A 19,667-nucleotide genomic window follows, 5' to 3' on the forward strand; every position below is an offset into this window, starting at 1 on the left:
GCCGCGAACCCGGCGGGGCCCCCCCTGGAGGGGCCGGGCCTCCGCCCCGCCCGGGGGGGCGGGCCCCGCCACCACGGGACAGCCACCGCGCCGGGCACACCGGCCGGCGGTCGGACAGAGCGTGCGTCGGCAGCCGGACAGAGCGTCATCCCTCGCCGTGCTCCCCGTTCAGTGGGCAGTGCGGCCGGCCCGCCCATGCCCTGCCGCAGAAGACCCCTGATGACCGCTGATGACCGCTCACCCCGTGCCCGGCCCGGCCTCCGGCCGGTCGCGCGCACCCGCCCGCGTCCTGCCCGGTGACACCGAGCGCTCGGGGTGGCGGCGCAGATACTCCTCCTCCAACTGCGCCATCCGGGTGGTGTGTGCGGAGAGCGCGGCGGGCGAGCCGTGCAGCAGCGTGTCGTGCCGGCTGCGGTGAATGGTCTCCAGCTCCCGGATGAGCTCGTGCTCGCCGAGGCTGCCGGCGTCGATGCCCCTTGGCTTCTTCTCGGCCTGCGTCATGACAGCCGTGCTCCTTCCGTACAACGGTTTCCGTGTTGCTCCTGTGCAGACGGGTACCCGCCCCCGACGCACTATCCGGCCCTCTTGGAGGTAGCCCATGTAACTCGGATTCCTCGCGCCCCTCTATGAGCGTCCCGGCCCCTGGGCCAGTGTCTATCTGGGCACGGACCGGGCCGACGAGGCGCACCCCGGCCGGCGTGAACTCCAGGCCCGCGCGGCCTGCCGCGAGCTGACCGAACAGGGCGCGGACGAGGCGACCGGCCAGGCCGTGTACGAGGCGCTCATCGCGCCGGAGACCCTGCCCGGAAAGGCCGGTCGTGCCGTCTTCGCCACGGGCGGAGAGGTCGTACTGGACCCCGTGCTCACGGCGCGGCCGCCCGGGAACGCCGACATCACCTGGTCGGCCGTGCCCCGCGTGGCACCCCTGCTGGACCTCGCCGAACAGGAACCGGTCTGCCTCGTCGCGTACATCGACCGCCGGGGTGCGGATCTGGAGGTCCGCAGCACCCACGGCCGCCGCAGCGCCGGCCAGGCCGAGGGCAGGGACTGGCCGCTGCACCGCAGCCCGAGCGCCGACTGGTCGGAGCAGCACTTCCAGAAGAGCGTCGAGAACACCTGGGACGAGAACGCCACCACCACCGCGGCCGCGGTGGCCGGCGCCTGCGACCGCCACGACGCCGATCTGGTCGTCCTCGCAGGTGACCACCGGCAGCGGCGTGCCGTGCACCGCAAGCTCCCCGCACGGCTGCACGCTCACGTCGTCGAGACAGAGCACGGCAGCCGCTCGGACGGCGGCAACCGGCTGCTCGACGAGGACGTGGAGCGGGCCCGCGCGGACCGGCTGCACCAGCGTGCCGACGACGAGCTGGACCGCTATCTGTCCGCCCGTGACGCCACCGCGGAGGGAGTGCCCGCGCTGGTCGAGGCCGCGCGTGAGCACCGGATCGCGGCCCTGTTCGTCCGGCCGGAGGGTCCGGACGGCAATCGCGAGGTGTGGGTCGGCGACGGCCCCGACCAGCTGGCCGTACGCCGTACGGAATCGCAGTACCTCGGCGAGATCCACCCGTCGTCGGCGCGGGCCGACGACGCGTTGATCCGTTCGGCCGTCGTGACGAACGCGGAGGTCCTGCGGGTGCCGCCGGTGGACGGCCACACCGTGCCCGTCGGCGGGCTCGGTGCCCTGCTGCGCTGGCCGTACCAGGACGAGGAACGCGCCTGAGCGCTCCGCTGTCCGGCTGCCGGGCTCCCGGCCCGGCAGCCGGTGCGCGACTCGCGGGGACGCGGACCTGAGGGGACTATGAGGAGGAGCCGGATCCCGGCTGCACCCGCCCCCTGGCCCGCGGCCGCACGTCCCGGGGCACGTCGAGGACGCCGCGTAACCTCAGGACACGAGTGTTGTGATGGACAAGAAGCGATTTGCCCACGCCGCCGGCACCGCGTCGAGCGCGGACATGGTCGGCGCACCCTGCTGGGTCAGCCTCATGGCCCGCGACCTCCGCGCCTCCCAGGAGTTCTACGGCGCCGTCCTCGGCTGGAAATTCCGCCGGGCGGCCCTCGGTGACGAGTTCAGCGTCGCCTTCGCCGACGGGACGCCGGTCGCCGGCATCGGGGCGCTGGCACCCCGCCTTCAGGTCGCCGTCGCCTGGACGCCGTACTTCGCCGTCGCCGACGCGGACGTGGCCGCCTCCCGCATCCGCGAGCGCAGCGGCACGGTCGCCGTCGGCCCGCTCGCCTTCTCTCTCGGTCGCGGTGCCCTCGCCTCCGACCGCGACGGTGCCGTCTTCGGCATCTGGGAGGGGGCGCTCCTGCCCGACTGGCAGTCCGGTCACAAGGACGCGCCCGCCTGGCTGCTGCTGCGCACCCGCGACGCCTTCGACGCCGCGATCTTCTACGGCGAGGTCCTGGACTGGGCCGGCGAGAGCCCGGGCGGCTGTGACGTCAGCTACGAGAACGACGAAGTGGTCCTCCTCAGCAACGGCCATGTGCTGGCGCGGCTGAACTCCGGCGCGGTGGAGGCGGCACCCGACCCGCTCGTCAGGCCCCGCTGGGACGTGCACTTCCCTGTCGACGACCTCGACGCCATGACACGTGCGGTCCGCGACCAGGGCGGCACCGTGATGGCGGAGCGGCTGACGCGCGAGGGCAGGGAGGCCGCGATCCGGGATCCCGACGGCGCCCTGTTCACCCTCACCAGCCGCACCGGAACGGGAAGCGGCGCCGGGAGCTGATGGGTCCAACTGCCCGGCGCCTGCGCTTCCTCGCGCGAAGGGAACGTGCTGAGGGGGGTACCGCGGTCCGGCGGACCGAAACCCGTCGGAGTGGATGGACCCGGCGGTGTGCGTGTCTGGTCCGGCCGGGGGAATGAGCGGAACGAGGATGCCGTCCACCGTGCGGGACGGCTCGGCCTGGCCGGAAGGGAATACGGGCATGTCGGGGATGAGCGACGAGCAGGCGGGCACCGAGAACGCCGCCGACGCGTCATGGGCTGCCTCGGACGAGGAGCAGTACCGCGCCGTGAGCGCGGAGGCCGAGTCCGATGAGCTGCGCAAAGAGGTCGACGGACTGCGGCAGGCGCTCGCCTCGCACCCGGTCATCGACATGGCGCGAGGAATCGTCATGGCCACCGCGGCCTGCACACCGGAGCAGGCCTGGCAGGTGCTGGTGGACGTCTCCCAGCACAGCAACGTCAAGCTGCGCGAGGTGGCACGGCACGTCGTGGACAGCGTCAACGGGCCGCCGCCGCCCCCGGCCGTACGCACCGCGCTGCGCGCCGCGATCGCGGCTCTGCCCGGCCGCGGCGGGTAGGGCCTGCCCGGCCGGCCTCCTGCCGGGCCTCGCAGGCAGTGCCGCTCCGGGCCCGTCCCCGTAGAATCCGCATCGGGTGCGATCACACGGTGTCGCGCCTCTCTGCCCGGGATGGGAGAGTCCGTGAGCACGTCCGCACAGGATCCTTCCGGCGAGGGCCGGGAGCGGGAAGATCTGTCCGCGGCCGTGGCCGAGCTGTCCGCGCGGAACGCGGATCTGCGGGCCGAGCTCGTGCGACGGCATCTGCTGGACCTGGCGACCGGCGTGCTGGTGACCCGGCTGGCCACCTCACCCTCGGAGGCCGCCGAGCAGCTGGCCCGCCTGGCCGCCGAAACCGGCCTGAGCATCGAGGACTTCGCCGCCGACGTGGTGAACGGCGTCGCCGGTACGGCCGTGGTCACTCCCCCGCCGGCCACGGCGACCGAGTCGTCCGCCGTGTACGCCGACCGGGCACCGCACGGCGACGAGGCGCGCCGGATGCGTCGGGCGATGACGGACGCGGAGGCGCAGCACACCGTCGACGAGGCCGCCGCCTCCCTCCTCGACGGCGCGCTCCGGCCTCTGGGGGTGCAGAGCCTGTGGCTGTGGCGGCGGACCGGCACAGGCTGCCTCCAGCTCGCCGGGCACGCCGGCGTCGGGGCCACCGAGGCGTCGCAGTGGCGGTGGATTCCTCCGTCGCTTCCCGCGTCGTTCCGGCCGGCTCTGCGGGAGGACTCGCCGGTCTGGCTCGCGGCGGGTCCGCCGCCGGACGATGTGTTGCCGGGTCCGGCTCCACAGGCGGCGCGTGCGGTGCTGCCCCTGCGGCTGAGAGGCACGACCGTCGGGGTGGCCCTTGCGGTCTGGCCCGACCGCGCCGACCTCGACGGGCCGGTGCGCCGCGCACTGACCGATCTGATGGAGGTGGCCGCGCGGGTCCTGACGGCTCCCGTGTGGGAGCCCGCCCAGCTGCCGGCGCTGGACGAGCTGCTCGACGCGATGGCCCATCCCGCGCTCACGCTGGTACGCGATCCACAGACGGGAGCCCTCGCGGTCGAGCACCTCAACCGGGCGGCCGTGGAAGCCCTCGGCATCGCGGGGCACACCACCGGCCGGCTCCTGAGCAGGACGCTTCCCCTTCTCCACGCGCCGATCGCGGAACTGGCCGGGCTCGCGCACTCCACCTCGTCGCTCCAGCGGGCGTCCAGGCTGCCCTCGGTGGACCACTCCGACGCGCCGGTTCCGCTGCTCGATGTGCGGGTGCTGCCCGCCGGGGCTGAGCGGACCGTCGTCCTGTGGCACAGCAGCACCGACCGGGGCACGGCGGCCACCCGTGCCGTCGCCAGGCTCCAGGGCGTCGCACCGTTCGAGGACGACCTGCTGACCGGCACGTCCACATGGGGCGAGCAGGCATACGGCATCTTCGGGATCCCCGGGGACGCTCCCCCGGTCCCGCTCACGGAGCTGTACCAGCGGGTCCATCCGGAGGACGACGAGGACCTGGCCGAGCTGCTGCGAAACCTCACGCAGCGGCGCAGGGGCGCCGCCACGGTGATCCGCGTGGTCCGGGACGACGGCCGGCAGCGGCATGTGCGCATCACCGCCGAACCGCTGCTGGACCAGCGGGCTCTCATCGGCATCTCGGGCATCTACCAGGACGTCTCCGCCGAGTTCCACACCGAGGTGGCCCTGTCGGCGACCTTCGACCAGCTGACCGCCGTCCAGGCGCAGGCGGCCCTGCGTCATCGCCTCGCGCTCCAGCTCCAGCAGGCGATCGTTCCGGAGATGCCCGCCCTGGAGGTGCTGCCCGGCCTCCAGGCCACCGCCCGCTACCGGCCCGCGGTGCAGGAGTACCGCGTCGGAGGCGACTGGTACGACGTACTGCCGCTGCCGGGCGGGAAGGTGCTCGTGGCCGTCGGGGACATCGCCGGGCACGGCATCGACTCCGCCACCGGCATGGTCGCCCTGCGCAACGCGCTCCGCGGTCTGGCCTTCACCGGTCACACGCCCGGGCGTCTGATGTCCTGGCTGAACGAGGTCACGATCCACACCCAGGGGCGCCCGACCGCGACCGCCGTGTGCGCGCTCTACGACCCGGCGGACCGCACGCTGCGCTGGGCCAGCGCCGGCCATCTGCCGCTGCTGCTGCTCCGTGAGGGGCACGCGCAGCTGCTGGCCCCGCCGAAGAACATTCTTCTGGGGGCGACTCCGGACGCCCGGTACGAGGAGATCACGACCCAACTGAAGCCGGGCGACACCCTGTTGCTGTTCACCGACGGTCTCATCGAGCGCCGCCACGACGCCCTCGACGAAGGTCTCCAGGCGCTGCTGCGCACGGCGGAGGAACTGGCCGGGCGGGAGATCGACGACCAGGTGGACCGGCTGCTGGGCGCCGCGACCGGCGACACCGACGACGACACGAGTCTGATCGCGGTACGGGTCCGCTGAGCGTCCGGCGGCCGCCCGCAGGGACGGTGCTTCCTGACGGTCGCGCCCGCAGCTGCTCTACTCCGCGGGGCCGCGGCCGTCCCCGGCCAGCCAGCTGCGGATCTTCGTCATCAACTGGTCCGTGTCCACCGGCTTGGCCACGTAGTCGCTGGCTCCCGCTGCCAGCACCTCGGCCCGGTCACCGGGCATGACCTTGGCGGTGACCGCGATGATCGGCACCTCGGCGAACCGGGGGATCCGCCGGATGGCGCCCATGGTGGCGATGCCGTCCATGCCGGCCATCATCACGTCCATCACGATCAGATCGACGTCCTCGTGGGCTTGCAGCACCTCGATCCCTTCCTGGCCGCCGGCCGCCTGGAGCACCAGCATCCCTTCGTGCTCCAGGACTTCGGTGAGGGCGAAGACGTTGCGGGTGTCGTCGTCGACGACCAGGACGGTGGCTCCCGGAGCCTGACCGCCCGTCCGCGGGAGGGCCCGGGCCCGTGCCTCGGCCCGTTCGGCGGTGGCGGGCACCCGGGGTGCGGCCAGGGCGTGGATCGGCAGGTAGAGCGTGAAGCGGCTGCCCTCGCCCAGAGTGCTCTCGGCGGTGATGGTGCCGCCGAGGAGCTGGGCGACCTCGCGGCTGATGGAGAGTCCGAGACCGGTGCCGCCGTACCGCCGTGACGTGGTGCCGTCCCCCTGCTGGAAGGCGCCGAAGACGGTCTGCAGCCGGTCCGCGGGGATACCGATACCCGTGTCGGTGACCCGGAAGGCCAGCGTCGCGCCGCTGTCGCGCAGGGCCGGCGGCAGTTCGTCCGCGTCGGCGTTCTCGATGCGCAGCTCGACCCGGCCGTTCTCGGTGAACTTCAGCGCGTTGGAGAGCAGATTGCGCAGCACCTGACGGAGCCGGGACTCGTCGGTGGTCAGCTGCGCCGGTATGTCCGCGTCGGCGGTCACCCGGAACTCCAGCTCGCGCTCGCCGGCCACCGGCCGGAAGGTCGCCTCGACGTAGTCCAGGAGGTGCGACAGCTCGAACGCCTCCGGGTGGACGTCCATCTTTCCCGCTTCGACCTTGGAGAGATCCAGGATGTCGTTGATCAGCTGGAGCAGGTCGGAGCCTGCCGAGTGGATGACCTCGGCGTAGTCGACCTGCTTCTCCGTGAGGTTGCCCTCCAGGTTCTGGGCGAGCAACTGGGCCAGGATCAGCAGGCTGTTGAGCGGTGTCCGCAGCTCATGGCTCATGTTGGCGAGGAACTCGGACTTGTACATCGAGGTCCGCGACAGCTGCTGCGCGCGGTCCTCCAGTTCCTGCCGGGCCTGCTCGATCTCCAGGTTCTTGCGCTCGATGTCCCGGTTGCGGTCGGCGAGCAGGGCCGCCTTCTCGCGGAACGCCGCGTTGGAGCGCTGGAGTTCCTCCTGTCGCGCCTGCAACTCCGCGGACCGGGTGCTCAGTTCGGCGGTGAGCCGCTGGGACTGCTCCAGCAGCTCGTCGGTGCGCAGATTGGCGATCAGCGAGCTGACGTTGACCCCGACGGTCTCGATGAACTGGTCGAGGAAGTCGCGATGGATACGGGTGAAGGGGCGCAGGGCCGCCAGTTCGATGACCCCGAGCACCTGGTCCTCGACCACGATGGGGAGGACGAGGAGGCTGCTGGGCTCCATGCTGCCGGAGCCGGACGCGATGGTGGCGTATCCGGGCGGAAGGTCGTCGACGGCGATGGTGCGCCGGCTGCGGGCGGCCTGTCCGACGAGGGACTGCCCGAACAGGAAGCGGCGCGGGCCGGCCGAGGGGTCGTCGGGCGAGCCGTAGGCGGCGGTCATGACGAGTTCGGGACCGCGGTCGCCGTCGTGGGTGAGGAAGAAGCCGCCGTACTGCGCGGAGACCAGCGGCGGTACGTCGTCCATGATGAGTTCGGCGATGTCGGGCAGGCTGCGGGTGCCCTGCATCAGGCCGGAGACGCGGGCCAGGTTCGTCTTCAGCCAGTCCTGTTCCTCGTTGGCCCGGATGGTCTGCCGCAACGACTCGACCATGGCGTTGATGTTGTCCTTGAGGTCGCCGACCTCGCCGGGCGCCACGACGGTGATGGACCGGGTCAGGTCTCCCTCGGCGACCGCGCTGGTCACTTCGGCGATGGCGCGCACCTGCCGGGTGAGATTGCCGGCCAGCTCGTTCACGTTCTCGGTGAGGCGCTTCCAGGTGCCGGAGACGCCCTCGACCTCGGCCTGGCCGCCGAGACGGCCCTCCCGGCCGACCTCGCGGGCCACCCGGGTGACTTCGGCCGCGAACGAGGACAGCTGCTCGACCATGGTGTTGATGGTGGTCTTGAGCTCCAGGATCTCCCCGCGCGCGTCGACGTCGATCTTGCGGGTCAGGTCGCCGCGTGCGACCGCCGTTGTCACCTGGGCGATGTTGCGGACCTGGTTGGTGAGGTTGTTCGCCATGGAGTTGACGTTGTCGGTGAGGTCCTTCCAGGTCCCGGACACACCGCGGACGGTCGCCTGACCGCCCAGGTTTCCCTCTGTCCCCACTTCGCGGGCGACCCGGGTGACCTCCTCGGCGAACGAGGACAACCGGTCCACCATCGTGTTGATGGTCTCCTTGAGCTCCAGGATCTCCCCGCGGGCGTCGACCCTGATCTTCTGGGTGAGGTCACCGCGCGCGACCGCGGTGGCGACCTGCGAGATGTTGCGGACCTGCGAGGTGAGGTTGTCCGCCATGGTGTTGACGCCCGTCGTCAGCTCCTGCCACACGCCGCTGACGCGGGGCTCGCGCGCGTGGCCGCCGAGCAGACCCTGGCCCCCGACCTCGTTGGCGACGCGGGTGACCTCGGAGGTGACCAGCGACAGCTGCTCCACCATGCCGTTGTAGACGATGGCGATCTCGCCCAGGAGCCCCTCGGCGTCGTCGGGCAGCCGGGCGGAGAGATCGCCGTCGCGTACGGCCGTGAGCCCCGCGAGCAGCTTGCGCAGCCCCTCCTCACTGAGCTGGGCAGCGGGGGGCGTCCGGCGCGGATCGGACGTCCGGTCCGGCACATCCATCGTCGACCTCGCCTGTCATGGTTCACGGCGCCGCACAGCCGCGCCGTGAGAGGACTGCCATGGGCTGACCGTGGTGAACGGCGGTTTTCGACTCCACTGTGGCACGCCGCCACCCCCGCGACACCCGGAACTGCGTACAGATGTTCCCCTCCGGGCGGCGCCCCGGCCCGTGCCGTCCCGTGGGGGCGCCCGGGACGCCACGAACCACGGCCGAAACATGGCGAAGCGTCTAAAATGGGAGTTTCTCAGCAGGTAGCTCAGACGACGGTCCCGCTGTATCCGACAGCGCCGGCCTCCGCCCCGTCGAAGGAGCCCCATGTCCAGCACCCTCGCCGTATCGGAAACCGTGGACCTCCCCGAGCCCGGTTCCCTCAGCACGACGGACGCCAAGGAACTCTCGGCGGCACTGTTCGAGCGCATGGCGACGCTGGACGAGGGAACAGCGGAGCACGCCTACACCCGGAACACCCTCGTGGAGCTCAATCTCAGCCTGGTGAAGTTCGCCGCGACCCGGTTCCGCAACCGGGCCGAGCCCATGGAGGACATCATCCAGGTGGGCACGATCGGGCTGATCAAGGCGATCAACCGGTTCGACACTGGCCGCGGCGTGGAATTCGCGTGTTTCGCCCTGCCGACCATCGTGGGCGAGATGAAGCGCTTCTTCCGGGACACCAGCTGGGCCGTCAGGGTGCCGCGCCGGCTCCAGGAGCTGCGGATCGACCTGGCCAAGGCCGTCGACGTGATGGAACAGGACCTGGGGCGCCGGCCGACGACCGCCGAGCTCGCCGACCGGCTCGACGTCACCGAGGACGAGATCGTCGAGGGCGAGCGGGCGTCGAACGGGTACGTCGCGCGCTCCCTGGACGTCCCGGCGAACGAGGACGACGGCACGGTCGGAGCCCTGACCCGCAGCCTCGGCTGCGAGGACCGGTCCTACGACATCGTGGACTGCCTGGAGTCCCTGAAGCCGCTCATCGCCGCGCTCGACGAGCGCGACCGGCTCGTGCTCTCCCTGCGCTTCGGCGACGAGCTGACGCAGTCGGAGATCGGCGACCGTCTGGGCCTCTCGCAGATGCATGTGTCGCGTCTGCTGGCCCGCATCCTCGGCACCCTGCGCGCCGGACTTCTGAGCGACGAGCCTCCCGACGACGGCCCTACCGATCCGGCGGCCCCGCCTGCCGGTCCGGTGCCGTGACCTGGACCCAGACGATCTTCCCGCCGTCCGTCGGGGCCCAGCCCCAGCTCTGCGAGAGGCGCTCCAGCACGATCAGCCCGTGACCACCGGGCAGGGACACCTCCCTGGGCCGGGGATGCGGCGGCTGGGCGCTGGCGTCGGCGACCTCGATCCGCAGACCGTCGGGGCCGTGGCGCAGCACCAGCTCGGTGGGCCCGCCGGCGTGCAGACAGGCGTTGGTGGCCATTTCGGAGACGAGCAGCAGCACATCCTCGACGACCGCTCCCCGCTCCCCCACCGCCGGCGTCCATCCCCAGTCGTCGAGGGCTTCGGCGGTGAAGTCGCGGCATCGGCTCACCACGCCCTTCGTCCCGAACAGGGCGAGACGGCGTGTCTGCCCCTGTCCACGGAGGCTTGCATCCATCAGATCCTCCGCTAGGTCGGCCGCTCGTCCGCCAGAGCCTCGTCCAGGCCGGCGTACACCCGGAACACCGCATGGGCGCCGGTGATGTCGAACATGCGTGCCACCGGAGGCCGCAGTGCGGCCAGTTCCAGGCGGCTTCCCGCTTCGCGCGCCGTCAGACGCGCCCGGAGCAGGACGTTCAGGCCGGTCGAGTCGCAGAACTGCAGATCCCCGCAATCGACCACGACGCGCTCGGGAGCGGCTTCCAGACACCGCTGAAGCGCCTCACGCAGGGGCTCGGCGGTGTCGTGGTCGAGTTCGCCCGTGAGCAGCACAACCACGGTCGTCTCGCCGGGGCGCACCTCGACGCCGAAGCGTCCGTCCGCCGCGCCCTCCCCCGGTGGCTGCCCGGATACTCCCGAGACCATGGGGCTCTCCCGTCTTCCTGCCGTGAATCCGGCCGCGCACCCCCACGGGGTGCGCGCCGCGTCGAGACCGGCAGAACGCACCCGCCGTCGCCGGTGGGACAGCGCTCCCGGTGCTTCCCCGGATGTACGCAACAGTGCCCGGCACGGCTGCCTCAAAACGCGCCGACCGCCTACGGGCCCGGGAGCACACCGCGGACCTGCCGTCTGACGCGCGGTCACACGGCCGGCGCGCCCGGCGGCCCACCGGGCTCCTTCTGCCGCAGGTCGCCGGCCTTGTCCCGCGGCTCGCCGCCCTTGGCCTTCACCGCGGACAGCGGGGTGGCGATGTCCTCCAGGGACTTCTGCTCGGCGGCCACGGCGAAGAACACGGCCACCAGGCCGGCCAGCACCATCAGCGCGGCTCCGATGCAGAAGGCGAGCACGGCATCGGCGACGACTCCGCTCTCCGTCAGCTCGGCGAAGATCAGCGGACCGGAGATTCCGCCGGCCGCCGTGCCGATGGCGTAGAAGAACGCGATCGACATGGCCCGGGTCTCCATCGGGAAGATCTCACTCACCGTGAGGTACGCCGAGCTGGCGCCCGCCGACGCGAAGAACAGCACGACGCACCAGCACAGGGTCATCGTCGTCGCGGTGAGCCAGCCGGCCCCGAACAGCCAGGCCGTGACGAACAGCAGGACGCCGGAGAGGATGTACGTGCCCGCGATCATCGGGCGCCGGCCCCAGGTGTCGAACAGCCGGCCCAGCAGCAGCGGGCCGAGGAAGTTGCCGAAGGCGATGACGGCGAAGAAGTAGCCGGTCGTGCTGCTGGAGACGTCGAAGAACTTCACCAGGATCGAGCCGAAACCGAAGGTGATCGCGTTGTAGAGGAACGCCTGGCCGATGAAGAGCGCGAAGCCGAGGGTCGCCCGCCGGGGATAGTCGCGGAAGACGCTTCTGCCGATCTCCACGAACCCGACGCTGCCCCGCTGCTCGATGGTGATCTCGGTCGCCGGCTCCGGCAGCGGCCGGCCCGTTTCCTCCTCGATCTCGCGCTCGACCTGGTCGACGAGTTTCTCCGCCTCCGCCGACTGCCCGTGGATGAACATCCAGCGCGGGCTCTCCGGCACATGACGGCGTACGAGCAGGATGACGAGGCCGAGGACCACACCGAGGGCGAACGTCAGCCGCCATCCGACGTCCTTGGGGAACAAGTCGGTGTTCAGGGCCAGGACCGACAGCAGCGCGCCACCCATGGCGCCCAGCCAGTAGCTGCCGTTGATGATCAGGTCGACGCGCCCGCGGTACTTGCTGGGGATCAGCTCGTCGATGGCCGAGTTGATGGCCGCGTACTCACCGCCGATACCGAAACCGGTCAGGAAGCGGAAGAGGAAGAACCACCAGACGGAGAAGGAGACGGCGGTCAGCGCGGTGGCCGCGAGGTAGACGGCCAGGGTGATCAGGAACAGCTTCTTGCGGCCGTAGCGGTCGGTGAGCCGGCCGAAGAAGAGGGCGCCCGAACAGGCGCCCGCCACATAGAGGGCCGCGGCCATACCGGTGACCTGGGCGTCACTGATCGGTAGTCCACTGCCGTCCTCGGAGAGCCGGCTCGCGATGTTGCCGACGACGGTCACTTCGAGACCGTCGAGGATCCATACGGTGCCGAGGCCGATCACGATCATCCAGTGCCAGCGCGACCAGGGCAGCCGGTCCAGCCTCGCGGGGACCTTGGTGGTGATGGTCCCGGTGGTCGCTTCTCCGCCAGAGCTCATGGGCAGTGCCTCCTCGGGGGCGGCCTTCCGTCACCGCCCAGCGCCGCATGCGGGTACCCGAGGGTCAAACCCGGTAAACGGGGCCGTGCACGGGCCGTTGGCCGGGCGCTCGGGGACGGCGGTCAGCGGGCTGCCGCGCGCTCGCGCCGCCGTTCCTTGACCCACTCGCGGGCCGCGGCGATCCTCGGGTACTTCTCGCGCTGCTCCCGCGCGCTGCGGTCGAGCTCCTCCATCAGGCGCTGGGAGCGGAATTCCGGGGCCAGTTCATCGAGGATGCGGTCGATCTCGGCGAGGAGCGCGCCGTGGAGCTGCCAGTGGCGCGGGTGGCGCTGGACCCCTTGGAGGAGCAGCTGGGCCGCCCGTTCGCGACGGGTGGCGGCCGCGGCCAGGTCCCCGGCCAGCCGGCTCTCCGCCGCCTCGGCGGCCTCGCTCGTCTGTGTGGTGACGAGGACGGCGAAGCTGACGAGCGCGTCGGCGGCATGCCCCAGCAGGTCCTCCAGTTCACGGCCCACCTCGGGGGGAAAGAGGTTCTCCTCGTCCCGCTCCTTGGCCAGGTCGGTCATGGTCCTGGCGAGGACGCGCAGGACGACCGCGCAGATCTCCAGGGTGTCGAGTCCGGTCCGCAGCACGACGCGGTGCAGCAGCCCCTCCTTGACCCGGGGGTTGAGCCGCAGACTGTCCTCGGCCTGGCGCAGGGCGGCATCGACGTCGGCGATGTCGTGGTCGAGCCGGCGGGCCTCGTGCAGCCGGGCCGCGGCGGTCGCGACGGGGGTGGGGGTCGTCAGCTCCTCACCGAGGCGCAGCAGCAGCTGCCGCATCCGCCGGGCGAGATCCGAGATGGACTCCCCAGCCGTACCGACCCACACCGGCGGCACGAACAGCACGTTGAAGGCCAGCCCGACGGCGGCGCCGATGACCGTCTCCAGGATGCGGTCCCAGGCGGTGTCGGCCACCTGGGTCACACCGAGGACGAGCATGGCGCTGATCGCGACCTCGGGGACGAACTCACTGACCCGTACGACCCGGCCGACGACCAGGGACGCCAGGATGATCAGCCCGAGGCTCCACCAGCTGAGGCCGACGAGCACGCTGAAGCCGATGGCGAGGAGCACGCCCGCGACGACCGCGTTCACGCGTCGGACGCCGGTGGTCAGCGTGGAGTACAGGGTCACCTGGACGACGAGAAGGGCCGTCAGCGGTGCGGTGAGCGGGGCAGGTTCGCTGCTCAGCTGGAGGGCGACGACGTAGGCGATGGTGGCTGCGGCGGTCGACCGGACCGTCTGGACGACGACAGGCTCGCGGTACCGGTGGAAGAGTTCGACGACCGGCGTTCGTGCGGATTCGCGCATGTCAGGCACGTGGACCGGGCGCGCTCACCCCTTGGTGCGACGTCGGTGGCTGGTGTCGCACCAGGGGTAGGTCCGACTCCGCCGGCAGGTGCACAGTGCGACGGTGAACCGGTCGGACGTCACCGTGGTGCCGTCGTCGAGGACGACCTCGACCGGACCTTCGACGAGCACCGGGCCGTTCTCGGTCACGGTCACACGGCGCGGCCGCTGGGCCGGCTCGTCGTCCCGCCGGTCCGTCGGGCACGGCTCGTTCGCGTTCCTCATGTGACTGAGGTGCCCGCTGAGATCGCTCCGTCACGGTGAGCGGCGGTTTTCGGATGAACCCACAAGTGGCCGGTCCTCCGGATGGCCCCGTTTCACCGGCTGCCCGTGGGGACTCGCAGGGCGCGGAGCGCATGTCTCCTCGTCGGTGGGTGCCTACTCCCCCGGTACGAAGACCGCCCCGGGAGTCGACGAGTCCTGGCCCACGCACGGGTGGGCTGTTCGATCCGCGTGGATCACCCGAGAGGCCGTGAGCACGCGCCTGCGCCGTCGACCGGACGCTGAACAGCAGAAACGACGCGTGAGATTCCGGTTCACGCCGCATCTGTTCGACGCGGTGCTGCGACTGCCGCTGCTGGACACGATCCGGGGGCGGGAGGAGCCGGGGTGGCGGCCGGAGTGGTCCGCGACCGAGGCGATCGAGGAGTTCCTGCGCGGCGTGCGGAAGGGTTCCGACGAGGCGACCGCACGCTTCAGGGGCACAAGGCGGCCTGAGGCGCGGGTGTGCGGCGACACCGCCGCCTTCCAGCCGCCGGAACCGCGCCCTCAAGCCGCCGGACTCTCCGCGAGCCTGCGGTACCAGGTCGCCGGGCCAGGAGCCCGCTCAGCCGTTCCGGCGCCGCTCGATGTTCGCGATGGGGCTGCTGCCCAGCTGTTCCAGCAGGTCCGCGGTGTTCCGGTACACGGCGCTCGCCCCGGCCGTCTCCAGATCCGCCCGTGAGATGCCACCGCTGAGCAGCCCCACCCCGACGACGTGCGCGGCTGTGGCCGCCTTCATGTCCCACACGGCGTCGCCGATGAACACGGCGCGGTCGGCGGACACCCCCGCGAGCTCCAGGGCCTGTTGGACCGGTTCGGGCGCGGGCTTGCCCTGGTCGACGTCATCCGCGCTCGTCGTCGCGGTGATGGCGTCGTCGGCGTCGATCGCGTGCCGCAGCGCGGCGAGTTCGTCGCCCGACGCCGAGGTGGCGAGCACCACCTTCCACCCGGACTCGGCGAGTTCCCGCAGCAGGTCGGGCGCCCTGTCCAGCGGCGCGATGCGGTCGAAGTAGGTCGCGTAGAGCACCTTGTGCGCCGTGATGACGGTGTCGTCTCCGTCGGCGTCCCGGTCGTCCCCGAGCAGCCGGGCGACCAGGTGATGGCTCGGCAGCCCGAGAGCCTGATGGATGTCCCACATCTCCACCCGGTGGCCGGACTGCCTGAACGCCTCCCACCAGGCCGTCACATGGAGGTGGTTGGTGTCGGCAAGGGTGCCGTCGACGTCGAAGACCGCCGCGCGATCCATGGCCTGCTCCTTCATTCCGCTCGGTGGGGTGCCGCTCGGCAGGTCTACTGCTCGGGTACGTCGAGCGGGTGGGCGATCAGCGCGTACGCGGTCCGGTACAGATTGGCCGCCATCGTGCGTCCGGTCCGGTGGGACCACTCGTGCCCGCGTTCGTCGTCGAGATAGTCGGGTCCCGGTCCGGGACCGAGATGCCAGTACGTCCAGGACTGACCCGGGATCGTGTAGCCGATGTCGCCGAGCGCACCCGTGATCTCGCTGATGACGTGGTGCGCGCCGTCCTCGTTGCCCGTGACCACCACGCCCGCCACACGGTTGTAGGCGACCGGCCGCCCCTCGTGGTCCAGTTCCGACATCAGCGCGCTCATCCGCTCCAGTACGCGCTGGGCCACGGACGAGGGCCTGCCGACCCAGGTCGGCGACGCCACGATCAGGATCTGTGCGCCGAGCAGCTTCCGGCGCACCGCGGGCCACTCGTCCCCGGCCCCGGCGTCCGAGACGACCCCGGGCCTGATGTCCAGATCGACCGCACGCAGATACTCGACGTCGCAGCCCAGCTCGATGAGTCGGTGCCCGACGACCTCCGCGAGGGCGTGCGTGTTGGAGGGGTCGGGCGACCGTTTGAGGGTGCAGTTGACGACGAGTGCCTTCATGCAGCCCTTCTTCCCCGCGAGCGCGCGTCCGGACGGGTGAATCGGTTCCGGGGCGGCCGGTGCCGGGGACTTTCGGAACCCGGGCGGCGGGCGGCGGTCACGACCTGGGCAGCAGGGGGCCGAGCGGCCCGAGGTCGATGTTCAGGTCGCTGGGCTTGAGCCCGAACTCGTCCCGCAGCACGCCCATCCGGTCCTCCAGGAGCATCAGCGTCAGGCCGATCCGCTCCTCCTGCTCCTCGCTCAGGTCTCCCTGGTCGACCCGGCGCAAGGCCTGGCGCTCCATGAGCTGGCGGAGGAGTTCCACGACGGTCAGGACGAGTTTCGCCAGGTCGCGTTCGACGGTGTCGGCGTCGAGATCGAGTTTCCGCGGTTCTTCGCTCATGGTGCTCCCTCCCAGGGCGACCGCACCTGCTCGGTGACCGAACTGATGAGGGCCTTGAGATCGATGCGGACGAGGTCGACGTCCGCGATCCTCAGCGTGATGTCACCGCTGATCACGACACCGCCCGCGAGCAGCCTGTCCAGCAGATCGACCAGGGCGACCTGACGCTGCGCGAGGGGCGACCCGTCACCGGCGGTCACCGCTCGTCCTCGTCGCCGGCGAAGGAGTACGGCACCCAGGGGCCGGTCAGCTCCGCGCTCAGCCCCGGCTCCTCGGGCTTGAGACGGTTCACCGTCTCGACGAAGGCGGCACTCTCCTCCCGCGGTACGAGGTAGGCGGCGTTGAGCACGTTGTGGCCCGCCGCCCCGGAGAGCTGGGCCTGCTGCGGCCGGTGCAGCCGTACCGCCACCGCGTGGCGCGCCAGCTCCTCGTGCAGCCGGCGCGACACCACGTCCGCCGACTCCCAGGACCGCTCGCTCGTCCGGCGCTCCTCCAGCCGGCGGCGCAGATAGTCGCGGCCGGTGGCGGGGGCCGGGCCGGCCGAGTCCGGCGACTGCGCGGGCGCCTCGGCGTAGACCTTGACGCCCCACTCCACCCGGCCGTCGAGGCGCTCGAGGGTGCGCAGGAAGCGGGTGTGCCCGGAGTCGAGCAGGCGCCGCACCCCGTCGTCGTCCCGGCACACGGTCGCGAGACGCAGCGGCAGCGGGCTGGTGACCGAGGCGAGTGCCGCGACCACGGACTCGTGGGCCCGGGCGGTGTCACTCAGCCAGTCGAGGTTCTCCAGATGTGCCTTGAGCGGAGCCTCGTCGAAGTCGTCGGGCGACACCGCCGACACCACGGCGACGAGGTCGCCATGGCCGAGCGCGTACACCGGGGCCCCGGCCACCCCCAGGAGGTCCTTGGGGAGCGCGGCCTGGAAGGGCCGGGACACGGCGTACACATAGCGCAGTTCGTTCATGCGGATTCCCTACGCTCCTTCTTCGTCTCCGCGCCGTCCACCGCCGGCTGCGCCGCCTCTTCCAGTTCGGCGATACGGCGCTGGAGCCGCTCGTTCTCGGCGGCCAGTTCGTTGCGGCGAGCACCGGTGGACAGTCCCGGATCGTCCTCCCACCAGTTGATGCCCATCTCCTTCGCCTTGTCGACGGAGGCGACGATCAGCCGCAGCTTGATGGTGAGCAGCTCGATGTCGAGCAGATTGATGCGGATGTCACCGGCGATGACGATCCCCTTGTCGAGCACCCGCTCGAGGATGTCGGCGAGGTTCGCGCCTCCGCCGGAGCCGTAGGGATCGGGGAGCCTGCTTGCAGTGGTCATCGGCGTCCACGGCCTCCGGACCCGGCCGGTTCACGCACCGCGTCCTCTTCGACGTCTTCCTCTTCTTCCTCGGGGAGCTCGTCCTCCTCGGCCGGCTCCTCCTCGTCCACGGGCTCCTCGTCCTCGTAGACGTACTCCTCTTCCGGCTCCTCCTCTTCCTCCTCCGGAAGTTCTTCGTCCTCCTCCGGAAGGTCCTCGTCCGCGTACTCCTCCTCGGGCTCTTCGCCCTCGGCCTCGTCGCGCTGGTCCTGCTCTTCCTGCTCCTGCTCCTCGGCGACGGCGTCGTCGTGGGTCACGACGACCTCGCCGTCCCGGATCTCACCGCGCCAGCCGTCCTCGGCCTCGCCGCGCATCGATATGTGGCGGGCGAAGTTCTTGAGGTCGAGCCGGGCCCGGCGGCCCTGGGCGCGCCAGATGTTGCCGGTCTTCTCGAAGAGCCCCTTGGGGTAGTACTCCATGACCAGCAGAACGCGGGTCAGGTTCTCGCCGAGCGAGTGGAAGGTGACGACGCCCTTGGTGCTGCCCTTGGCGCCCTCGGACGTCCACTGGATGCGGCTGTCCGGCACCTGTTCGGTCGTCCGGGCCTTCCAGCTGCGGCTGGACCAGAACACCTTCAGCTGCCAGTCGGACGAGGTGTCGTCGGCCACCGTCGCGCTCTTGACGCCCTTGGCGAAGGTGGAGAAGTCCTGGTAGCGGGTCCACTGGTCGTACGCGTCACGGACCGACACGCCGACGTCGATGGACTCGATGATCACGATCGGCTTGTTGCCGCCGCCGCTCTTGGACTTGCCCTTGCCGCCGAGGTTCTTGAACACGCCAGTGACCTTGTCCTTGAGATGGGAGGCGCCGAGCTCGACCGCGCTGCGGACCGGTCCCTTGCCCTCCATCGCCTTGCGGCCGCCCTCCAGCGCGAGTTTGGCGAAGCCGGGGCTTCTGCCTTCCGCGATGTCGTTGAGCTTGTTGGTGCTCTGGCCGAGCTTCCTGCCGGCGGACATGAGCGCCTGCTGGGCCTGCGCCGCCAGGAAACTCTGCAGTTCTTCCTTCACCCGCTGGATGGCGGGGTTCTCCCCGCTCAGCGGCGACGTCTTCTCAGCCACGGTCCCGGCCTCCCTTCGAGGCGGCCCTCTTCGCGGCGGTCGTCTTGGACGCCGTCTTCTTCGTGGCGCGCCGCGCGGGCGCGGCCGTCTTCTTGGCGGCCGTCGTCCGTCGTGCGGCAGTCTTCTTCTGCGGGGCCGCCTTCTTCTGCGGCTCGCGACGCTCGCCGCGCTCCTCCTCGTCGCCGCCCTCGTCATCGGCGCTGTCCCGCGCGTCTGCGTCCTCTGCGTGTCCCTCGTCCTCGTCCCGGGATCCGGGGACGACGCCCTGGAGCCGGTCCTGGACACCCAGCGTGCGGCCGTGCAGCCGGTCGGCGAACCCTTCGAGCTGCCGGTTGACGAGCGCGCCGGTCGCGGCCTTGCCCACGCCGCCGAGGTCCTGCCGCAGCTGATCGCCCAACTCCTTGAACTGCGGGTTGTTCTGCAGCTGCTGGGTGACGAACTCCCCGATGGCCTTCGGGCTCAGCTGGAGTCGCTTGCCTGCCACCAGCGTGCCGACGGCAAACGCCAGCTTCGCCTTCTTCGTACGCCCGAGCACGTACCCCGCCCCCACAGCGAGGCCAAGAACCAGCCTGTTGTTCATCATCCCTGCTCTCTGTTCTGCATCGCCTCGAGCCGGTCGAGGAGCTCGTCCTCCCGGCGGTCGAATTCGGCTTCGTCGATCTCGCCGGCATCCAGTTGGTCGGACAGCCGGGCGAGTTCGCTCTGAATGGCCGAAGGGTCGTAGTACTGCCGCTCGGCCTCGTCCACCACCTGCTGCAGCACCCAGAAGGTGCCGCGCACCGGGGCGGCGGGCAGAAGCAGCAGTTCGGAGATGAGGCCCAT

Annotated in this window: 21 protein-coding genes; 5 read left to right on the top strand and 16 right to left on the bottom strand. The window is 71.1% G+C overall.

The annotated features are described in order from the left end of the window. Nucleotides 1-237 precede the first annotated feature (237 nt). A complete protein-coding gene (locus tag ACFWU3_RS15485; protein WP_384436684.1) occupies nucleotides 238-501 on the bottom strand; it encodes a DUF6158 family protein in 264 nt (87 codons plus the stop codon). 157 nt (nucleotides 502-658) lie between these two features. Here ACFWU3_RS15485 and ACFWU3_RS15490 point away from each other — a divergent pair, with 157 nt between their 5' ends. From ACFWU3_RS15490 to ACFWU3_RS15505, 4 genes are all read left to right on the top strand, one after another. Next, nucleotides 659-1,720, top strand: coding sequence for a Vms1/Ankzf1 family peptidyl-tRNA hydrolase (locus ACFWU3_RS15490; protein WP_384436911.1), 1,062 nt, complete (start codon nucleotides 659-661; stop codon nucleotides 1,718-1,720). A 181-nt stretch (nucleotides 1,721-1,901) separates the two neighbouring features. Beyond that, nucleotides 1,902-2,729: a VOC family protein gene (locus tag ACFWU3_RS15495; protein ID WP_384436687.1), complete on the top strand. Its 828-nt coding sequence runs from the start codon at nucleotides 1,902-1,904 to the stop codon at nucleotides 2,727-2,729. Between the two features lie 199 nt (nucleotides 2,730-2,928). Then, nucleotides 2,929-3,306: an ANTAR domain-containing protein gene (locus tag ACFWU3_RS15500; RefSeq protein WP_384436689.1), complete on the top strand. Its 378-nt coding sequence runs from the start codon at nucleotides 2,929-2,931 to the stop codon at nucleotides 3,304-3,306. A gap of 123 nt (nucleotides 3,307-3,429) precedes the next feature. After that, nucleotides 3,430-5,730, top strand: a complete 2,301-nt coding sequence (locus ACFWU3_RS15505; RefSeq protein ID WP_384436692.1) for a PP2C family protein-serine/threonine phosphatase — start codon at nucleotides 3,430-3,432, stop codon at nucleotides 5,728-5,730. A 57-nt stretch (nucleotides 5,731-5,787) separates the two neighbouring features. Here ACFWU3_RS15505 and ACFWU3_RS15510 read toward each other — a convergent pair whose 3' ends face one another. After that, nucleotides 5,788-8,751 carry a HAMP domain-containing protein gene (locus ACFWU3_RS15510; protein WP_384436695.1) on the bottom strand — a complete coding sequence of 988 codons (2,964 nt, stop codon included), beginning with the start codon at nucleotides 8,749-8,751 and terminating at the stop codon, nucleotides 5,788-5,790. 316 nt (nucleotides 8,752-9,067) lie between these two features. Here ACFWU3_RS15510 and ACFWU3_RS15515 point away from each other — a divergent pair, with 316 nt between their 5' ends. Further along, nucleotides 9,068-9,946 (top strand): SigB/SigF/SigG family RNA polymerase sigma factor, encoded by an 879-nt coding sequence (locus tag ACFWU3_RS15515; RefSeq protein WP_384436698.1) that lies wholly within the window; start codon nucleotides 9,068-9,070, stop codon nucleotides 9,944-9,946. Here ACFWU3_RS15515 and ACFWU3_RS15520 read toward each other — a convergent pair. From ACFWU3_RS15520 to ACFWU3_RS15585, 14 genes are all read right to left on the bottom strand, one after another. Then, a complete protein-coding gene (locus tag ACFWU3_RS15520; RefSeq protein WP_384436701.1) occupies nucleotides 9,906-10,349 on the bottom strand; it encodes an ATP-binding protein in 444 nt (147 codons plus the stop codon). The genes ACFWU3_RS15515 and ACFWU3_RS15520 overlap by 41 nt on opposite strands. A gap of 11 nt (nucleotides 10,350-10,360) precedes the next feature. Continuing rightward, nucleotides 10,361-10,756 carry an STAS domain-containing protein gene (locus ACFWU3_RS15525; RefSeq protein WP_384436704.1) on the bottom strand — a complete coding sequence of 132 codons (396 nt, stop codon included), beginning with the start codon at nucleotides 10,754-10,756 and terminating at the stop codon, nucleotides 10,361-10,363. 215 nt (nucleotides 10,757-10,971) lie between these two features. Beyond that, on the bottom strand, nucleotides 10,972-12,507 hold the full coding sequence (locus ACFWU3_RS15530; protein WP_384436706.1) for an MFS transporter: 1,536 nt from the start codon (nucleotides 12,505-12,507) through the stop codon (nucleotides 10,972-10,974). 122 nt (nucleotides 12,508-12,629) lie between these two features. Beyond that, the gene (locus ACFWU3_RS15535) at nucleotides 12,630-13,856 is read right to left on the bottom strand and encodes an aromatic acid exporter family protein (RefSeq protein WP_384436709.1); all 1,227 of its coding nucleotides are present in this window, start codon (nucleotides 13,854-13,856) and stop codon (nucleotides 12,630-12,632) included. Between the two features lie 24 nt (nucleotides 13,857-13,880). Continuing rightward, the gene (locus ACFWU3_RS15540) at nucleotides 13,881-14,120 is read right to left on the bottom strand and encodes a CDGSH iron-sulfur domain-containing protein (RefSeq protein ID WP_384436711.1); all 240 of its coding nucleotides are present in this window, start codon (nucleotides 14,118-14,120) and stop codon (nucleotides 13,881-13,883) included. Between the two features lie 601 nt (nucleotides 14,121-14,721). After that, the gene (locus ACFWU3_RS15545; RefSeq protein ID WP_384436714.1) at nucleotides 14,722-15,402 is read right to left on the bottom strand and encodes an HAD family hydrolase; all 681 of its coding nucleotides are present in this window, start codon (nucleotides 15,400-15,402) and stop codon (nucleotides 14,722-14,724) included. Between the two features lie 44 nt (nucleotides 15,403-15,446). After that, nucleotides 15,447-16,052 carry a flavodoxin family protein gene (locus ACFWU3_RS15550; protein WP_384436717.1) on the bottom strand — a complete coding sequence of 202 codons (606 nt, stop codon included), beginning with the start codon at nucleotides 16,050-16,052 and terminating at the stop codon, nucleotides 15,447-15,449. Nucleotides 16,053-16,149: 97 nt separating this feature from the next. Next, nucleotides 16,150-16,434: a gas vesicle protein K gene (locus ACFWU3_RS15555; protein WP_384436720.1), complete on the bottom strand. Its 285-nt coding sequence runs from the start codon at nucleotides 16,432-16,434 to the stop codon at nucleotides 16,150-16,152. Next, nucleotides 16,431-16,634 (bottom strand): gas vesicle protein, encoded by a 204-nt coding sequence (locus ACFWU3_RS15560; protein WP_313947929.1) that lies wholly within the window; start codon nucleotides 16,632-16,634, stop codon nucleotides 16,431-16,433. The genes ACFWU3_RS15555 and ACFWU3_RS15560 overlap by 4 nt, the downstream gene beginning before the upstream one ends. Further along, a complete protein-coding gene (locus ACFWU3_RS15565; RefSeq protein ID WP_384436723.1) occupies nucleotides 16,631-17,392 on the bottom strand; it encodes a GvpL/GvpF family gas vesicle protein in 762 nt (253 codons plus the stop codon). The genes ACFWU3_RS15560 and ACFWU3_RS15565 overlap by 4 nt, the downstream gene beginning before the upstream one ends. Continuing rightward, entirely contained in the window at nucleotides 17,389-17,748 is a 360-nt protein-coding gene (locus tag ACFWU3_RS15570; RefSeq protein WP_384436726.1) for a gas vesicle protein, read from the bottom strand. The genes ACFWU3_RS15565 and ACFWU3_RS15570 overlap by 4 nt, the downstream gene beginning before the upstream one ends. Then, a complete protein-coding gene (locus ACFWU3_RS15575) occupies nucleotides 17,745-18,845 on the bottom strand; it encodes an SRPBCC family protein (protein ID WP_384436730.1) in 1,101 nt (366 codons plus the stop codon). The genes ACFWU3_RS15570 and ACFWU3_RS15575 overlap by 4 nt, the downstream gene beginning before the upstream one ends. Continuing rightward, nucleotides 18,838-19,428 carry a DNA primase gene (locus ACFWU3_RS15580; RefSeq protein ID WP_384436733.1) on the bottom strand — a complete coding sequence of 197 codons (591 nt, stop codon included), beginning with the start codon at nucleotides 19,426-19,428 and terminating at the stop codon, nucleotides 18,838-18,840. The genes ACFWU3_RS15575 and ACFWU3_RS15580 overlap by 8 nt, the downstream gene beginning before the upstream one ends. Continuing rightward, nucleotides 19,425-19,667 carry a gas vesicle protein GvpG gene (locus ACFWU3_RS15585; protein ID WP_313947924.1) on the bottom strand — a complete coding sequence of 81 codons (243 nt, stop codon included), beginning with the start codon at nucleotides 19,665-19,667 and terminating at the stop codon, nucleotides 19,425-19,427. The genes ACFWU3_RS15580 and ACFWU3_RS15585 overlap by 4 nt, the downstream gene beginning before the upstream one ends.

It is taken from the genome of Streptomyces sp. NPDC058685, from assembly GCF_042714725.1.
GTDB lineage: Bacteria > Actinomycetota > Actinomycetes > Streptomycetales > Streptomycetaceae > Streptomyces.